Origin of the sequence: Methylomonas sp. LWB (assembly GCF_001856095.1) — a bacterium.
Taxonomy (GTDB): Bacteria; Pseudomonadota; Gammaproteobacteria; order Methylococcales; family Methylomonadaceae; genus Methylomonas; species Methylomonas koyamae_A.
Genome location: NZ_MKMC01000089.1, coordinates 51664 through 67007, shown reverse-complemented (window position 1 = coordinate 67007; position 15344 = coordinate 51664). Strand labels below are relative to the sequence as shown.

The 15344-nt window shown below is 56.1% G+C and carries 15 protein-coding genes and 1 other RNA gene; 10 read left to right on the top strand and 6 right to left on the bottom strand.

Features of this window, described 5'->3' with window-relative positions:
* The first annotated feature begins 197 nt into the window (after window positions 1-197).
* From BJL95_RS22050 to rimK, 7 genes are all read left to right on the top strand, one after another.
* Window positions 198-668: a hypothetical protein gene (locus tag BJL95_RS22050; protein ID WP_071160751.1), complete on the top strand. Its 471-nt coding sequence runs from the start codon at window positions 198-200 to the stop codon at window positions 666-668.
* Window positions 669-1454: 786 nt separating this feature from the next.
* A complete protein-coding gene (locus BJL95_RS22045) occupies window positions 1455-1949 on the top strand; it encodes an aspartate carbamoyltransferase (protein WP_071160750.1) in 495 nt (164 codons plus the stop codon).
* Window positions 1950-2614: 665 nt separating this feature from the next.
* Window positions 2615-2965, top strand: an RNA gene (gene rnpB, locus BJL95_RS22040) — RNase P RNA component class A.
* A 27-nt stretch (window positions 2966-2992) separates the two neighbouring features.
* A complete protein-coding gene (locus BJL95_RS22035) occupies window positions 2993-3616 on the top strand; it encodes a methylthioribulose 1-phosphate dehydratase (RefSeq protein WP_083386211.1) in 624 nt (207 codons plus the stop codon).
* Window positions 3613-4170, top strand: coding sequence for an acireductone dioxygenase (locus BJL95_RS22030; protein ID WP_071160748.1), 558 nt, complete (start codon window positions 3613-3615; stop codon window positions 4168-4170). The genes BJL95_RS22035 and BJL95_RS22030 overlap by 4 nt, the downstream gene beginning before the upstream one ends.
* Window positions 4167-4841, top strand: coding sequence for an acireductone synthase (mtnC, locus tag BJL95_RS22025; protein ID WP_071160747.1), 675 nt, complete (start codon window positions 4167-4169; stop codon window positions 4839-4841). Before BJL95_RS22030 ends, mtnC begins: the two co-directional genes overlap by 4 nt.
* Window positions 4842-4856: 15 nt before the next feature.
* Window positions 4857-5744, top strand: a complete 888-nt coding sequence (gene rimK, locus BJL95_RS22020; RefSeq protein WP_064028416.1) for a 30S ribosomal protein S6--L-glutamate ligase — start codon at window positions 4857-4859, stop codon at window positions 5742-5744.
* A 10-nt stretch (window positions 5745-5754) separates the two neighbouring features.
* Here rimK and BJL95_RS22015 read toward each other — a convergent pair whose 3' ends face one another.
* Window positions 5755-6987 (bottom strand): sialidase family protein, encoded by a 1233-nt coding sequence (locus BJL95_RS22015; protein ID WP_071160746.1) that lies wholly within the window; start codon window positions 6985-6987, stop codon window positions 5755-5757.
* Window positions 6988-7131: 144 nt separating this feature from the next.
* A complete protein-coding gene (locus BJL95_RS22010; RefSeq protein WP_071160745.1) occupies window positions 7132-9552 on the bottom strand; it encodes a TonB-dependent receptor in 2421 nt (806 codons plus the stop codon).
* A 404-nt stretch (window positions 9553-9956) separates the two neighbouring features.
* Between BJL95_RS22010 and BJL95_RS22005 the strand changes: the two genes are divergently transcribed.
* A complete protein-coding gene (locus BJL95_RS22005; protein ID WP_071160844.1) occupies window positions 9957-10445 on the top strand; it encodes a hypothetical protein in 489 nt (162 codons plus the stop codon).
* Window positions 10446-10472: 27 nt separating this feature from the next.
* Here BJL95_RS22005 and BJL95_RS22000 read toward each other — a convergent pair whose 3' ends face one another.
* From BJL95_RS22000 to BJL95_RS21990, 3 genes are read right to left on the bottom strand one after another with little or no spacing between them, the layout of a single operon-like run.
* Window positions 10473-10883, bottom strand: a complete 411-nt coding sequence (locus tag BJL95_RS22000; protein WP_064028409.1) for a biopolymer transporter ExbD — start codon at window positions 10881-10883, stop codon at window positions 10473-10475.
* Between the two features lie 3 nt (window positions 10884-10886).
* A complete protein-coding gene (locus BJL95_RS21995) occupies window positions 10887-11555 on the bottom strand; it encodes a MotA/TolQ/ExbB proton channel family protein (RefSeq protein ID WP_064028407.1) in 669 nt (222 codons plus the stop codon).
* 14 nt (window positions 11556-11569) lie between these two features.
* Window positions 11570-12364, bottom strand: coding sequence for an energy transducer TonB (locus BJL95_RS21990; protein ID WP_064028405.1), 795 nt, complete (start codon window positions 12362-12364; stop codon window positions 11570-11572).
* A gap of 236 nt (window positions 12365-12600) precedes the next feature.
* Here BJL95_RS21990 and BJL95_RS21985 point away from each other — a divergent pair, with 236 nt between their 5' ends.
* Window positions 12601-14487: a potassium transporter Kup gene (locus BJL95_RS21985; RefSeq protein ID WP_064028403.1), complete on the top strand. Its 1887-nt coding sequence runs from the start codon at window positions 12601-12603 to the stop codon at window positions 14485-14487.
* A 65-nt stretch (window positions 14488-14552) separates the two neighbouring features.
* On the opposite strand, the gene BJL95_RS21980 is transcribed toward BJL95_RS21985, so the two are convergent.
* Entirely contained in the window at window positions 14553-15011 is a 459-nt protein-coding gene (locus BJL95_RS21980) for a hypothetical protein (protein WP_071160744.1), read from the bottom strand.
* 99 nt (window positions 15012-15110) lie between these two features.
* Here BJL95_RS21980 and BJL95_RS21975 point away from each other — a divergent pair, with 99 nt between their 5' ends.
* On the top strand, window positions 15111-15344 hold the full coding sequence (locus tag BJL95_RS21975) for a hypothetical protein (RefSeq protein WP_139306385.1): 234 nt from the start codon (window positions 15111-15113) through the stop codon (window positions 15342-15344).

Here is a 15344-nt window from a genome sequence, read left to right as displayed (position 1 = left end):
TCGCTTTGAGCCATAAGGTAATCATTGGGAATTTAATTCCCAATATTGGGTTAGGTTCGCTTAGCCCACGCGACTTACCAAAAAAACGCCCATATCTAACATATAAAACCACTCATTTTTAGAAAAATAGCCTACGCTTTTGCTGTGCGGACCGGCGCGGTCGGTGCGCGTATTCGGCAACTTTGTAGGAGATCGAGATGAATCAAAATTTGGTTTCGTTAACTTTCAGCGAAGCGGCGTTGGCGGAGATCGACGCGGCTTTGAGTACTTTGGAACGCCACTTCGCCGATTTATCGTCGTTGTCGCCCGAGCAGCGCCGCAATATTTTGAAAATGGGCGATAAGACCGAAGCCTTTTGTCGGCAGACCATGCTGCTGGCCGCGCAGAATAGCCAGGCACTGCCGCCCAGTCTGAATATGTCCGAAGCGCAAGCCGATTTCCACTGCCTGGATCAAATCCGGCCTCGCTTGCATCGGCTGCGGGATTTGCTGGCGCGGGGCGACGATACCGATATGGCCTTGGGCAGCGACATCTACAGTTTTTGTCTGGATGCCTATGCCTCGCTGAAAATTGCCAGCAAGGGCGCGGCATTGGAAACGCTGCGCCAGGCCATGGCGGCGCGCATTAATCGCGGCGCCAAGGCTAAAGTCGAACCACCCGCCCGCTAAGGATCGCGGCGGAATATGCGGCCGGACTCGGGACCATGCCTTTAAGTGAAGCGGTGACAGCCCGTGTAAGCCGCTCGGGGGCTACGACTCCGCTCAGCCAGCGAGCGGAGTCGTAGCCCGTCATTTCGTTTCGGTTTTGCTCTGCGAACGGATTAACTTAACGGTATTGAGCCACGGGTGACGGGCTGGCCGCCATTTTCCGCCGCCGATAATAAACGCTATTCGGGGTGGGCGTTTTGCCGCAAGCGTTAGCCTGATTCGCGTAACCACCCCGCTTTCCGGAAATCCGCTAAACATAAGTGCCGGTCGCGCTCTGTCATTCGCGATCCCGGCCAAGCTATTGGTGCAAATGTCCCGGCGGAAAAGCCCGCTCGATGACCGAATCGGCGGTCGCTTAAGCCAAATCGCTGCAAGGCCAAGCCGAATCGGTCGAGGCGCCAGCCGATTTGGCGTTCGATTGCGGCACATCGCTTTAATCGCCAACCGATAGCGGTTCTCGTGCAAGCCTAACAGGGCATCCGTTGCACCAACGTGGTTCAAAAGTGGGGCTGGATAAGCGCGTGCTTGGGCCGATTTGCTACTCGGCCAAGCCAAGTCGCCGCAAGCTGGGACCTGTGTGCTGCTCGAGCGAACCGAAACGGTCCTCGCCGCCGGCAAATGGCTGTCAGCGCAAGCCTCGATGAAATCGAGGATGCCGGCGATACCTTGGCTTTCGGCTGAACTACCGCCGCCAGTCCGGGTCTTCTTGTTTTACGTTCGCAATGTCGAATCGACAAGGGGGAGGCCATGAAAACCATCCTATTATTGATCGTTGCCCTGTTCGCGGGCGGGGCGGCAGCGAAACCAACGGCCGAGCCGCCGTCGGCGGCGCATAGTCCATCGGTGCCTTATGACAGGGCTCAGGCCTTGGAGTCCTTCTCGAAAACCGTCCACGGCGGCATCCTGCATATCGTGGCGAAATCGGCGAGCAACGCCGAGCAGGTTCGGCGGATACAAGACTATTTGCGGCAAACCGCCGCCGAATTCCAGAAAGGCGACTTTTCGTCGACGGAACGCTATCACGGCCCGGACATGCCCGGTTTGGCGCAGATGAAAGCGGCCCAGCCCGGCGAGATTCGTTACGACTTTAAGCGATTGCCCGACGGCGGCCAAATCCATTTCTCGACCGAATACGCGCCGCTGCTGACGGCCCTACACCATTGGTTCGACGCGCAGATCGCCGAGCATGGCAGCGCGGCGTTGCCGGAGCACAGCCAGCACCACGCCACACCGACCGAATAGACCGCGATTTGCCGGCTTTGTTGCTGGCGCTTGGGGGCTCGTTACTGATGTTCCCTTCGGCTCCGCTCAGGGAGCGGACTCCAGCTGAGCGGGGAATGTTCCGGGTGATTGGGAACGCGTGAGCCGCTTGGGGGGAAATTAGCCGTTGTTCCCTTCGGCTCCGCTCAGGGAGCGCACTCCAGTTGCGCGGGGAATGTTCTGGATGTTTGGGAACGCGTGAGCCGCTTGGGGGAAATTAGCCGTTGTTCCCTTCGGCTCCGCTCAGCGAGCGGACTCCAGCTGAGCGGGGAATGTTTCGGATGGTTGGGAACGCGTGAGCTGCTCGGGGGAAATTAGCCGTTGTTCCCTTCGGCTCTGCTCAGGGAACGGACTCCGGCTTTCGGGCACGTGCGGCGCTGAGGCGCTCAGGGAACACGCCCCGCGTTCCCTGAGCGGAGCCGAAGGGATTCGAGTGGCAAGCGCTAGATTCTGATCGTTTTGCCTGCAACGCAAAAAACCATGCGCGCAAGTTTCTCCGTCTTGGGTGCTCGGAAGCCGGCGTCCGTTCGAATCTAGCGGGCGACAGCGATGCCGCCGTGCGGATTGCCGAGTGGGTAGGTTGCGCTTTGGCGACCTTTCGCGTTCGTCCCGCCCAATTTTTTGGCTTTGTCTGTATAATCGCCGCCAGAGTTGGCCGAACAGTCGCCGTTTCGCGTAAGCGAGAGGGAGGAAAGTCCGGGCTCCATAGGGCAGGGTGCCAGGTAATGCCTGGGAGGCGCGAGCCTACGGAAAGTGCCGCAGAAAATATACCGCCTGGTTCGAATCGGACTCGGTAAGGGTGAAATGGTGCGGTAAGAGCGCACCGCGCAACTGGTAACAGGTGTGGCAGGGTAAACCCCACCCGGAGCAAGATCAAATAGAGGAGCATTGGCGTGGCCCGCGCTGTTCCTGGGTAGATTGCTTGAGCGCTTGGGTGATCAAGCGCCTAGATGAATGGCTGTTCACGACAGAACCCGGCTTACAGGCCAACTCTTTCCCTTCTTTTGCAATCCGCAAAATATTCCATGACATCCAAGACCGACGAATTTTTCCGGAAGGCGGAGCAATTGATTGCCGCCGGCCGTTTCATCGACAGCAAGGGCTGGGTGCCGGCGACCAGCGGCAATTTTTCGGCCAGACTTTCCGACGGCAATATCGCGATCACCGTGTCCGGCCGCCACAAGGGCCGGCTGGAACCGGACGACATCATGTTGATCGACAGTCGCGGCCAGTCGCTGGACGGTAAGAAGCCGTCGGCGGAGACCTTGCTGCATACCTCGATTTACCAACGTTTTCCGCAAGTGCAAGCGGTGTTGCATCCGCATTCGGTCAACGCCACGCTGACGGCGCGCCTGTTTCAACACGAAATCGTGCTGGAAGACTACGAATTGTTGAAGGCCCTGCCCGGCATCGCCACCCACGAAACCCGGATCGTCGTGCCGATTTTCGCCAACGATCAGGATATTCCGCGCTTGGCGGCCAGGGTCGAGGCCTATATGGATGCCCACGGCGATGTCCACGGCTACATCATCGCCGGCCACGGGTTTTACACGTGGGGCGCGTCGGTGGACGATGCCTTGCGCCATTTGGAAGCCCTGGAGTTTTTATTCGATATTGAAATTCGCCTACATGGAGTAACACGCTTATGAGCGCTTTAACGATTTTTCCCGCCGGCCAACCCGATCAAGGCCGCAGCTTCCGCGAGTTTGCCGACATCGCCGATCGTTTGCGCGATTTAGGCGTGCAATTCGAGCGCTGGCAAGCCGAGCAAGCGTTCGGCGCCGATGCCGATAGCGACACGGTTTTAAGCGCTTACCAAGCTTCGATCAACCAACTGAAACGGCAATACGGTTTTCAGTCGGTGGACGTGATCAGTCTGAACGCCGAGCATCCGAACAAGGAGGCTTTGCGGCAGAAGTTTTTATCCGAGCACACCCACAGCGATTTCGAGGTGCGGTTTTTCGTCGAGGGTAAGGGTTTGTTTTATCTGCATGTCGAGGACCAAGTCCACGCGGTGTTGTGCGAGCAAGGCGATTTGATCAGCGTACCGGCCAACACCCGGCATTGGTTCGATATGGGCGAGCATCCCCATTTCAAATGCATCCGCCTGTTCACGACCGAGGACGGCTGGGTGGCCGAGTTTACCGGCGACAAGATTGCCGAGCGCTTTCCGACTCTGGATCAATACCTGGCGACGCTATGATCGAAGCCATCGTCACCGACATCGAAGGGACTACGTCGTCACTGTCCTTCGTCAAGGAGGTGTTGTTTCCTTACGCGCGGACGCATTTGGCCGATTATGTCGCCAGCCACGCCGACGAGCCGCAAGTCCGGACGTTGTTGGACGATGCTGCTCAATTGATGGGCGGGACGCCGGATCGGGCCGCGATTGTCGAACAATTGAGAGCCTGGATAGACGCCGATCAAAAGATTACGCCTTTGAAATCCTTGCAAGGCCTGATCTGGCTGGACGGCTACCGCAACGGCGATTTCACCGGTCACATTTATGAGGATGCGGTACGCAATCTTAAGGCTTGGCATGCCCAGGGCTATCAGCTGTACGTGTACTCGTCCGGCTCGGTGCAGGCGCAAAAATTGTTGTTCGGCCATAGCGATTTCGGCGATTTGACGCCGCTGTTTTCCGGCTACTTCGACACTCATATCGGCGGCAAGCGCGAAGCCGATTCCTACCGGCGTATCGCCGCCGCGCTGGGTTTCCCGGCCGATCGGATTTTATTCCTGTCGGACATACGCGAAGAATTGGATGCGGCCCGCGAAGCCGGCATGGCGACGCGCTGGCTGGTGCGCGAGCAAGTACCCAATCTCGATGCGGAGCATCCGCAAGTCGCCCATTTCGACGCGGTTCAACCCTAACCACGGCCGGCGGCCATGAAAATTGCGATTCTGTCCCGCGACGCTACTCTGTATTCCAGTGTGCGTTTGGTCGAGGCCGCCACTGCGCGCGGACATCAGGCCAGGGTGTTCGACCCGACCCATTGCTATATGAACATCACCTCGATGAAGCCGTCTATCCATTATATGGGTGAGGATTTGTTGAGTTACGATGCGGTGATTCCGCGCATCGGCGCGTCGATCACCTTTTACGGCACGGCGGTATTGCGCCAGTTCGAGGTGATGAACACGTTCACGTTGAATAACTCGGCGGCGATCAGCCGTTCCCGCGACAAACTGGCATCCAGCCAATTATTGGCCCGCAAAGGTATCGATCTGCCGATTACCGCGTTCGCGCACAATCCCGACAACATCGAAGACCTGATCGCCGAAGTCGGCGGAGCGCCGCTGGTGATTAAATTGGTGGAAGGCTCGCAAGGCATCGGCGTGGTGCTGGCCGAAACGCATAACGCCGCGCATAGCGTGATTCAGGCCTTTATGGGTTTGAACGCCAACATCATGGTGCAGGAATTTATCCAGGAAGCGGCCGGCAGCGACATTCGCTGTTTTGTCATCGGCGAAAAGGTGGTGGCGGCGATGAAACGCCAAGGCCGCGAAGGCGAGTTCCGCTCCAATCTGCATCGCGGCGGCAGCGCCAGCGTGGTCCGGCTGACGCCGCAAGAACGCGCCACCGCGGTCGGCGCCGCGAAAGTGATGGGTTTGGATGTCTGCGGCGTGGATTTGCTGCGTTCCAAGCGCGGACCGTTGGTGATGGAAGTCAATTCCTCGCCGGGGCTGGAAGGTATCGAAAAAACCTGCGGTAAGGACATCGCCGGCTTGATGATCGAATATATCGAAAAAAACGCCAAAAAAAAGCCGGCATAAGTTCGGCTGTTTACTGGGTCAGCGGAACGAAGCGGTAGCCGCGATCCGTTTGCCAGGACAAATACACGTCCCGGTCGTCTCCGATCAGAAAGGCGTCATCGGCCTTGCCTGTCGTGGTTGCCAAGGTTTCTGCCGGCGACCAGCTTTCGCCGGAATCGCCCGAGTGCAGGTGCCTCACTATATTCCGATTGCCGTCGAATTCGGACCAAACCACCCAAACTTGTCGGTCTTTGGCTAGCACCTGGGGGTGTTTGGCGCCGGCGCCGCCAAATGGATACGGCGGGGAAAAGTCTCGGCCCTGATTGATCGAGCGGGTATAAAACAGGCCCGGCCGGGATTCGGTGCCGCTAAACCAGACCACATGATAGGCGCCGTCGTCGATGGACAGCGCCGGGCCGTGGTGAGGACAGGCGTCGATTTTCCAGTTTGCGTTTTCGACGCGCTTGACGGGGCCAGGCGTGTCCCAGTCTACGAATTTGTCGATGGCGTGATCGCGGATGCCGCCGTCGAAAACATGCCGCCAAAGGACTACCGGCAGATTGTCGCTGTCGATCTCGGTACCCAGACGGCAGCATTCGCAACTGTGAGGGGCCAGTATCCGGTTGGGTTGAAAGCTTTGTCCGCCGTCCCGCGACCACGTGAAATAGACCGCCGAGCCGTCGAAGGGCCGATTTTCGGCTTTGGCCTTGTCCTTATCGCGAGCGTCCAGCCATGCGATGAAGACTTCGCCATTTTGTCCAACCGCAAGGCTGTCGAAGCGGTGGCCGGTGATATTGGGATCGTCGTTGATCGTGACCGGTTTGCTAAAACTTCGCCCGCCATCGTTGGAACGAGAAAATCGAATGTGCCCGCTATGGCGTTTTTCCAGATTTTGAGTCCAAGTCACGAATAAATTGCCTTGTCGATCGGCTTTGATTTTAGGCCGATATTCGCCGTGCGAGGCGACGGCTTCCGGTTCGGCATTGACCCGCGATGGCTCGGAGAAGTGCTGGCCTTTGTCGGTCGAGGATTGTAAATAAACGTGCTTGTCGTTGGCCCAGACGATCCAAAGCGTGCCGTCGGCGTCGAAGGTCGGCGTGACGGTATCCGAGCAAGCGCGATGGGGTGTCGGTGCCGGGCAAGCCGGCGCCTGATCGGCGGGCGATGCTTCGGCCAAGGTTGGCGATTCGGTCGACAGCGGTTGTTCGGCGCAGCCATTAAATAGCCAAAGCGCCGCGATTGCAAAAACAAAGGTTTTTTTCATGAGGTGAAGTGTTTAGCCGGCGCTCCGGTCGTGCTTCCGGAAGTCGGCGGCGGTTGTCGGGCGGGGCTGTTTCCAATAGCCCCGCTGTTTCGGGTCCGGGCCGCTGGGTAGCGGACATCGGTTGTTCGGTGGCGGGTTTGCCGTCTAGAACTTGTAGCCGATTTGAGCAAAGAATGTCCGTTGCGGCAACGGATGGTTAAAGAAGGCTTGATAGTCGTTGATATTATCGACCCCCGCCGAGATATGTCCGGCGTTGTTGAAGCGGTAGGTGGCTTTCAGATCGACGTAGACCGATTCGGTAAAAGCCGCGTAATAGGGCAATTGCAGATCCTTGTTGTCGAGCTGGGCGTACATTCTGCCTTGGTAGCGAGTGCCGACCGAAAAGTCCCAGTCTTTGCCGTAGTGGTAGGTCGTTAACAGGTTGGCGCGGTAGTCAGGTAGCAGCGGAAAGCTCTTGCTGACGTAATTGACGTTGGCATCGTTCTTCAGAATCTTCGAATTCAAAATCGTCGTATCCAGTTTGATGTCGAAATTCGAGTCGAATACCCGGTCTTGGTTGATTGTCAGATCGATACCGTTAATTTCCACTTCGTCTATCGACGCCAACAGGCTGCTGAAGTTACTGGCGTTCAGGTTCAAGCCGCCCGGCCCGAAGGTAGCGGGGTCTTGAGCGATCAATAACGAGTTGGAGATCGTCGAACTGTAAATGGCGTTGCGCACGTTTTCATGGAACAGATTCAAGCGGATATACCCGTTATTGAAATCGTACTCCCCCATCAGGTTGTGGTGGGTTCCGTCTTCCGGCTTCAATAGCGAATTGGCCAGACTGACGCTACCCCTCAAACTGTTCGAGTTGTCGAACAATTCGCCCACCAGCGGAAACCGGTAGGCTTTGGCGACCGAGTAGCGGAATTTCCAGCGGCCCGGTTCGTAGCCCAACGAGAATTTTGGCGACCATGTCGATGCTTGACGGTCCCGTGGCGAGTAATTATTGTTGCCGGACAGATAAATGCCGTCCGACACGTTCCAACGTTCCAACCGGCTACCGAATGTGGCGTCCCAGTCCTGGATAAACCGCCATGACAGTTGGCCGAACAGGCCGTAGGTGTCGGTCGCGCCGCCGCTACGCAAGGTTAGCCGATCGCGGTTGGTGGCCGTATAGTTGCTGGTACTGTATTGGCTGGTGAACATTTTGGCGTGTTGATATTCCATGCCGGTCGAAAACGACAGGTCTTCGCGATCGAAGAACTTTTGGTTGTCGAATTTCGTTGAAATATTGACCCAGCCCATGCTGTCGACATCGCTGATTTGGCCGGCATTGGTATTGTTGGGGTCGCTGGGATTCAAGGACGAGGAGATCGTCTGGTCGTGCAGGACGTCAAAATAACTGACGTGGGTGTCGGTGTTCCAATTGCCGAATAGCTGGCCTTTCAAGCCGCCACCTAGCGTTAGAGTTTGCCGATTTTGTTGGCTGGCGCCGAAATTGGTCCCGACCGGGACGATCCGTAAGCCGTTGTAGTTGTAAGTCGTGCTGCCGTTACCGTAGACCGGCGTACCGTCGGCCTTGCGCAGATAAGTTTGGCCAACGCTGGTGACGTCCAGATTTTCGAAAGCGACGGTGAACAAAGCGTCGAGTTGCGGATTGATTTGATAGCCGCCTTTCCATTTGTACAAATCGTCCACCGAATGCACGACACCGCTGTCGCCATAGGATAGTCGAGGCTGGCCGGCATAACCGCCTTGGTTGGCCTGATTTCCGACGGCTCGGGGATTGCGCTCGAGATAGGCGCCGCTGACCGATCCGGCTCCGGAGGTGTAGGCTCTTAGCGCGCCGCCGTTGGCACCGGACGTATTCGAGTAGTTATAGGTGGTCATCGGCTGGCCTTCGTTCTCTAAATGGTTGTAAGAGAAGTAGCTGCTGAAGTCGCCGAACTTATCGCCGTAAGAGCCGAAGGTCCGGAATCCTTGCAGGTTTTTGCTGGTGCCTTCGAACTGATAGGGTTGGAAGATATAGGTTGCCTCGGTATAGACCTCGCGCTTTTGCGGTAGCAGAGTATTGAAGTTGATCACGCCGCCCATGGCGTTGCCGCTGTATTCGGCGGAGAACGGTCCCGATAGAATATCGACCGATTTGATTTCGCCCGGACCGATCAATCCCCAGCGCGGCGAGCCGTTGAACGAATATTGCAAGGCGTTCCAGATTGGCATGCCATCCATAAATACCATGACCCGGCCGCCTTGGTAAGGATTGGAGCCGCGCATGCCGACCGGTGCATTCGGATCGCCGATATAACGTTGTCTGACGAATACGCCGGATTCGAATTTGATTGAATCGGAGGTGGTGACGGCGTTGGTCTCGGCGATGTCTTTCTTGGAGATTTTGGTTTTAGGCGTTGATAGGTCGGTTTTCGAGGGCTTTTCCGGGCGGCCGTCTTCGGAATCTTCCGAAACGATAACATCGGCTAGTGTGTTGTCCTTGGATTCCGCCGCTTGCAAATTATGCGATGAATGCAGGATGGTGGGTAGTGCCAGTAGCAATGATGTCTTTTTTATGGTTTCTCGCATGTCGAGTGTTCCTTGAAAATAAAATTGGCTCGCCAAGGCCGGACGGAAGCGTGTTCGCCCGGTTTTGGGAATAGCGTTGCGCGAGCAATTTTGGAGCCTGTAATTCAAGGCAATGATAAATAAATGGTTTTATTCGGGAGGGAGCCAATATTTAAATAAACTATGTTATATAAAATATTAATGGCTGGCAGTATCTGGGAAATCACCGAAAATGGACTGCGGCGGGGTCCGGCAGATTGGCGGTTATTAAGCCGTTGAAGCCAAATCTGCGATAGTGCTCAAACAATTTTCGGCAATTCGGGCGAACCGTGACGCTTGAGATTCTTGGTCGCAAAATGGTGGCGGCAAATGATTTTAAAACTATGTTATTTGACGGAGTTTTACTCCGTATTGCCGAGGAAATGATGAAAATACTTAGATGGCTGGTTTGGGTTGCGTGCGTGCTGGCCGGCTGGCATTCGGCTGTTGCCGATGAGATAGCGTTCAAGCCGTTTCGGATCGATAGCTATCGGCAAATTCTTGCCGAGTCCGCGCACGCGCCGTTGTTGTTGGCGATTTGGTCGGTGGATTGTCCGTCCTGCCTGAAAGACATGAAGAACTTAAGGGCGCTGCACGAAAAACATCCGGAGCTGAAGATCGTCATGCTCGCGGTCGACGACGGCGAGGCTTTGCCGGAGATACGCAGAATCATTGGCGATGAGCGCCTGGCGGCGCTGGATAACTGGGTGTTCGCCGACGAAAATCCGGAAAAATTGCGTTATGAAATCGATCCGGCGTGGTTCGGGGAATTGCCTAGAACCTATTTCTTCGATGCGGCCCATCGGCGAACAGGCAAGAGCGGTGCCTTAACGATGGACGAGTTTGAGGCCGAACTCGCCAAGTTAAAGCACTAGGCCTTAGGCAATGCTTGGTTTGGCGCCTTATTGCTCGACGGTGACGAAGGCCAGTTTGGAAATACCGGCATGTTGCACCGTTGCCATCACTTCGGCGACCTTGCCGTAGTTAACGCCTTGGTCCGCGTAGATGTGGATCACGATGTCGGGATTGGCGGCTAATTCGCCCTGCAACGTGGTCTCCAATCCAGCCAAGTCGGCGATCGGGTTTTTGTTCAGCGTGACGCCGCCCTGCGCGTCGATGCCGAGTTGCATCGGTTGTTTTTCGGTGTCCGGGGTGGTCGAGGCGGTTTTGGGTAGCGCCACGTTGACCGATTGCGTTAACAGCGGCGCGGTGACCAGCAGGATGATCACCAGTACCAACATGACGTCGACCAGCGGCGTGACGTTGATTTCGCTAACGGCTTCGTCTTCTTCGGAATTGGTTTTAAAGCCCATCGATTACTCCTTGTCTTTGGCGTTGTCGCCGAACGCGATATGCAGGAAACCGTCCACGAAATTTTCCAGTGAGGCGCGGTGATGCTTAGCCCGGCGCATGAAAAAATTGTAGGCCAATACGGCCGGAACCGCTACCGCGATACCGATCGCAGTGGCGATTAGCGCGTCGCCGATCGGACCGGCGACCACGTCCAGACTGGCCGAGCCGCTGGCGCTGATGTCGTGCATTGCGTGCATGATGCCCAACACTGTGCCGAATAAGCCGACGAACGGCGCGGTGCTGCCGATACTGGCCAGCATCGTCAGTCCGCTTTCCATTTTGCGCTGTTCCATCTGGGTTTGGTGCCGCAAGGTTTGCTCCAGCAAGTCTTGCGGCGAGCCGCGGAATCGCAAGCTTGCGCAAGTCTCGGGATGGCTCATTTCAGCCAGCCAAGTAAAGCCGCAGGTTGCGACACGCGCCTTAGGGCCGCGCAACTTTTCGGCTGGCAATTGCTGGGCGGCGGATAGATCGGCGGAGTCCCAAAACGCTTCGTTGAATTGCTTGTTGTAATAGTTGTTTTTAGCGAACTGCCAGATTTTGAAAAAAATCAAAGTCCAGGTTATCAACGAAAACGCCAGCAACGTATACAACGTGGCGTCGATAACCAATTCCGGGGCTATATGGTAGGGCATTAATTTCTCCGTTTTTATTCACGCAATGTAAAGATGATGGGGACGATCACCGAGCTGGCTACCGGTGTTTCGCCGCGTTTGGCAGGGATGAATTTCCATTGTTTGACCGCTTCGACCGCCGAGTCGTCCAAAACCTCGTGACCGCTGCTGTGCTCCACCGCCACGGCATCGGCCAAGCCTTCGGCGGACACTTGCACTTTCAGCAATACCTTTCCCTGCCAGCCCCGGCTTTTGGCGATCATCGGATATTCCGGCTTGGGATTATGAGCGTAGTTAGCCCGAAAATTGGCTTCGGTAAAGGGCTCGGCCTGAGTTGCGGTACTGGTGGTTTGCGTCACCGACGGCGACGGATTGGCCGGTGCGGTCACTGGCGTCGGCTGGGTTTCGGCCGCCGCTTCGCTGGGCGCGTACTCCGGTGCTTTTTGCACGATGGGTGGCGCCTTTTTGGGCAGCGGCTTGGGTTTGGGCTTGGGTTTGATTTCGGGCGGTTTTTTCTCGGGAGGCGCCGGGGCGGGCGGTGGCGGCGCCACGCTGGGTTTGGGCGCCGAGATCGCGATCATCGACACTTCCATCATCAGCGGTTGCGCTTGCGTTAAGGCTTCCACAGGCTGCAACAGTTGTCGCAAGCCCCAAACATGAACCAGCAGTACCAACACGCTCAGCAAACTCAGCATATTGGAAGGCTTTTCCTCGCCCAGCAATGTTCGCCAAATCGAAGTTCTCGCCTCCCGCGGAGATGGTCCCGTGCCGCCAAAGTTTGCTAGCGGGCTGATCTGCAAAGCCTCTTCGTGGGTTTTAAATAAATACATGAATGCAATGAGTGCTGGAAGGTATGCAGGTTCTAAATTCGATCTTACATTGTAAGTTATTTGCTGGTCCGGGATGAACTTCGCTTCATCTGCGAGTTAGTCATTCCCTGGAAAACAGCCTCATTAACATAAGACGATTCAGAAAATAAAATCCCCACCAAAGAATTGCGATTGCGGCCAATTCTGGGTTATGTGGCATAATTTCAACAGCTTTTCGCTTGCATCCAACACTCGCCATGCCTTCGAAACACCCATTCCCCCCCAAGGAAAAACTTTCTACTCTCGCGCTAAGCGCTATCGGCGTGGTGTTTGGCGATATCGGCACGAGTCCGCTTTACGCGATGAAAGAGGTGTTTCACGGCGGCTTGCCAACCGATACCGAACACGTGCTCGGGGTGTTGTCGCTGATCTTTTGGTCGCTGACATTGGTCGTCAGCACCAAATATGCCACGTTTATCATGCGGGCCGACAATCGCGGCGAAGGCGGCATCATGGCCTTGATGGCGCTGGCGCTGCGAGGCGCCAGAAACGATCCGCGCCGTAAGGGATTCATTGTCACGCTGGGTTTGCTTGGCGCCTCATTGTTTTACGGCGATAGCATTATTACGCCGGCAATCTCGGTGTTGGGTGCGGTGGAGGGCTTAAAGGTCATCGCGCCCCGTTTACACGAATACGTCGTGCCGGCCGCGATCGCGGTATTGAGCTTGTTGTTTATTTTGCAAGTCAAGGGTACCGGCGTCGTCGGCCGCTTGTTCTCGCCGATCATGTGCGCTTGGTTCGCCACCCTGGCATTGCTGGGCATCGTCAATATCGGTAGCGCCCCCGAAGTCTTGATGGCGATCAATCCCTTTCATGCCCTGCATTTGTTGGTAGAGATCGGCTGGAAGGGCTTTTTGATCATGGGAGCCATCGTGTTGGTCATCACCGGCGCTGAGGCCTTGTATGCCGACATGGGGCATTTCGGTTTGAAGCCGATACGTTGCGCATGGTTCTTCGTGGTGTTTCCGGCGCTGATGCTGAATTATTTTGGTCAGGGCGCCTTGCTGATCAGCGATCCGTCGGCGATACGCAATCCGTTTTATCTGTTGGCGCCGAATTGGGCGCAATATCCGCTGCTGATTTTGTCGACGCTGACGACGGTGATCGCTTCGCAGGCCGTGATTTCCGGCGCGTTTTCGGTGACCCGGCAGGCGATACAACTCGGTTATTGTCCACGGATGACCGTGCGGCATACCTCCGGCTATGAAATGCGCCAGGTTTACGTGCCGGCCATCAACGGCTTGATGGCGGTTTGCGTGTTCGTGCTGGTGTTAAGTTTTAAATCGGCTTCGGCGTTGGCTTCCGCTTACGGCATCGCCGTGACAGGTACCATGATCGTCGATACAGTTCTGGCCTTCATCGTCATTCAGGGCTTGTGGCGTTGGAATCGCCCTACTAGCATCGCATTTCTGTCTATTTTCCTGTCGGTGGATTTGTTGTTCTTGGCGTCCAACAGCTTGAAGATTCCGACCGGCGGCTGGCTGCCGCTGGTGGTGGGCGCAATATTGTTCTTGGTGATGACGACTTGGATCAAGGGGCGCGAATTACTGGCCAAATATCTCGAAGATCGGCGGGTGTTGTTCGAAGAACTGGAAGAACGGTTGAAGACCCAGCCGCCGGTGACGGTGCCCGGCACCGCGATTTACATGGCCCGCAGCATGCACGGGGTTCCGCAAGTTTTGTTGCACAATTTGGAGCACAACCGGGTGTTACACGAGAAGATCATCGTGTTGACGATCGTGACCACCGAAGAGCCTTACGTCGACGAATCTCATCGCGTAAAAATCAGGGCGTTCGGCCATAACCGCAGTTTTTACCGAGTGAAGCTCTATTTCGGTTTTCAGGAGGAACAGGATGTGCGCCGCGCTTTGCAACTGTGTTGCCATGAAGGTTTGGACATCAACCAAAAGACCGTGTCGTTTTTCATTGGTAGCGAGCGCTTGTCGTTCCGCCGTAAGAGCCCGATGCCTAAATGGCGCCGTTCCTTATTCAGTTTCCTGACTCATAACTCGACCAGTGCGATCGAGTATTTCAAAATCCCCGTCGAGCGCGTGATCGAGTTAGGCATTCGCATAGAACTCTAAGCGACTAAATCCCGTTGGCCGAGGCCCGGCTAACGTCAGGTCGCTGCTTTCCCAAGCGATGATTCTCAATGGCGGCGTTCGCCGTGTTCGTGATGGCGATGATGTTCGCTGCCGGCGGCATTGGCGGTAGGCCCGCCGCTGAAATCGTGTCTTGTCTCGGTCTCGCTCCGATGGCCGCGTTCCCCCCAGCCCTCGCTTCCGTGCGACTCGTGGTGCCCCACCCCGCCATGCCAGTTACTCTCGTGATGTTCGTGGTTTCCGGAATTCGATTCGCGTCGCTCATGGTGCTCATGGCGATCCCTATCGTGATGATCGCGGTAGTGGCCGGGTTGAATGTAATAGGTGCCGTAGTTGAATTGCGTGCCGGGAGAGTAATAACCGCTACCGTAACCCTGATAGGGCTGATACACGCCGTAACTGGAGCCATACCCGTAACCGGTGTAGCCACGTTGGTAATAACCCGTCGCACAACCCGACAGGGTGAACGCGGCAATCGCCAGTATCGTGACTTGCAAGGTTTTCATACGGTGCCTCTGGGCTGTTCGCTCGATTGATTTGAGTGGGTTCCAGAGTAGCCGCGTCCCCTTAATGGCCGCTTAATCGCCGCGAACCGGTCGCTTCGATTGAACGTCTTATTTCTAAGCAACGTCCAGAAAGTGGACGCTAATTCCGCTGTATTGGCGCTGGCTTCGGCGGCTTTCAAATTATTGATTCAGATCAAAAAAATTGCTTTTGTTCAAGTTGGTACGCTGCTTGCACTATTAGGCACCGAGGCCTGCGCCGCCCCGCAGATGAAAGCACTTCAAGACGACGAAAAGCACCCCGCCGATCGGCGCCGGCCTCGATCAAACCTATAA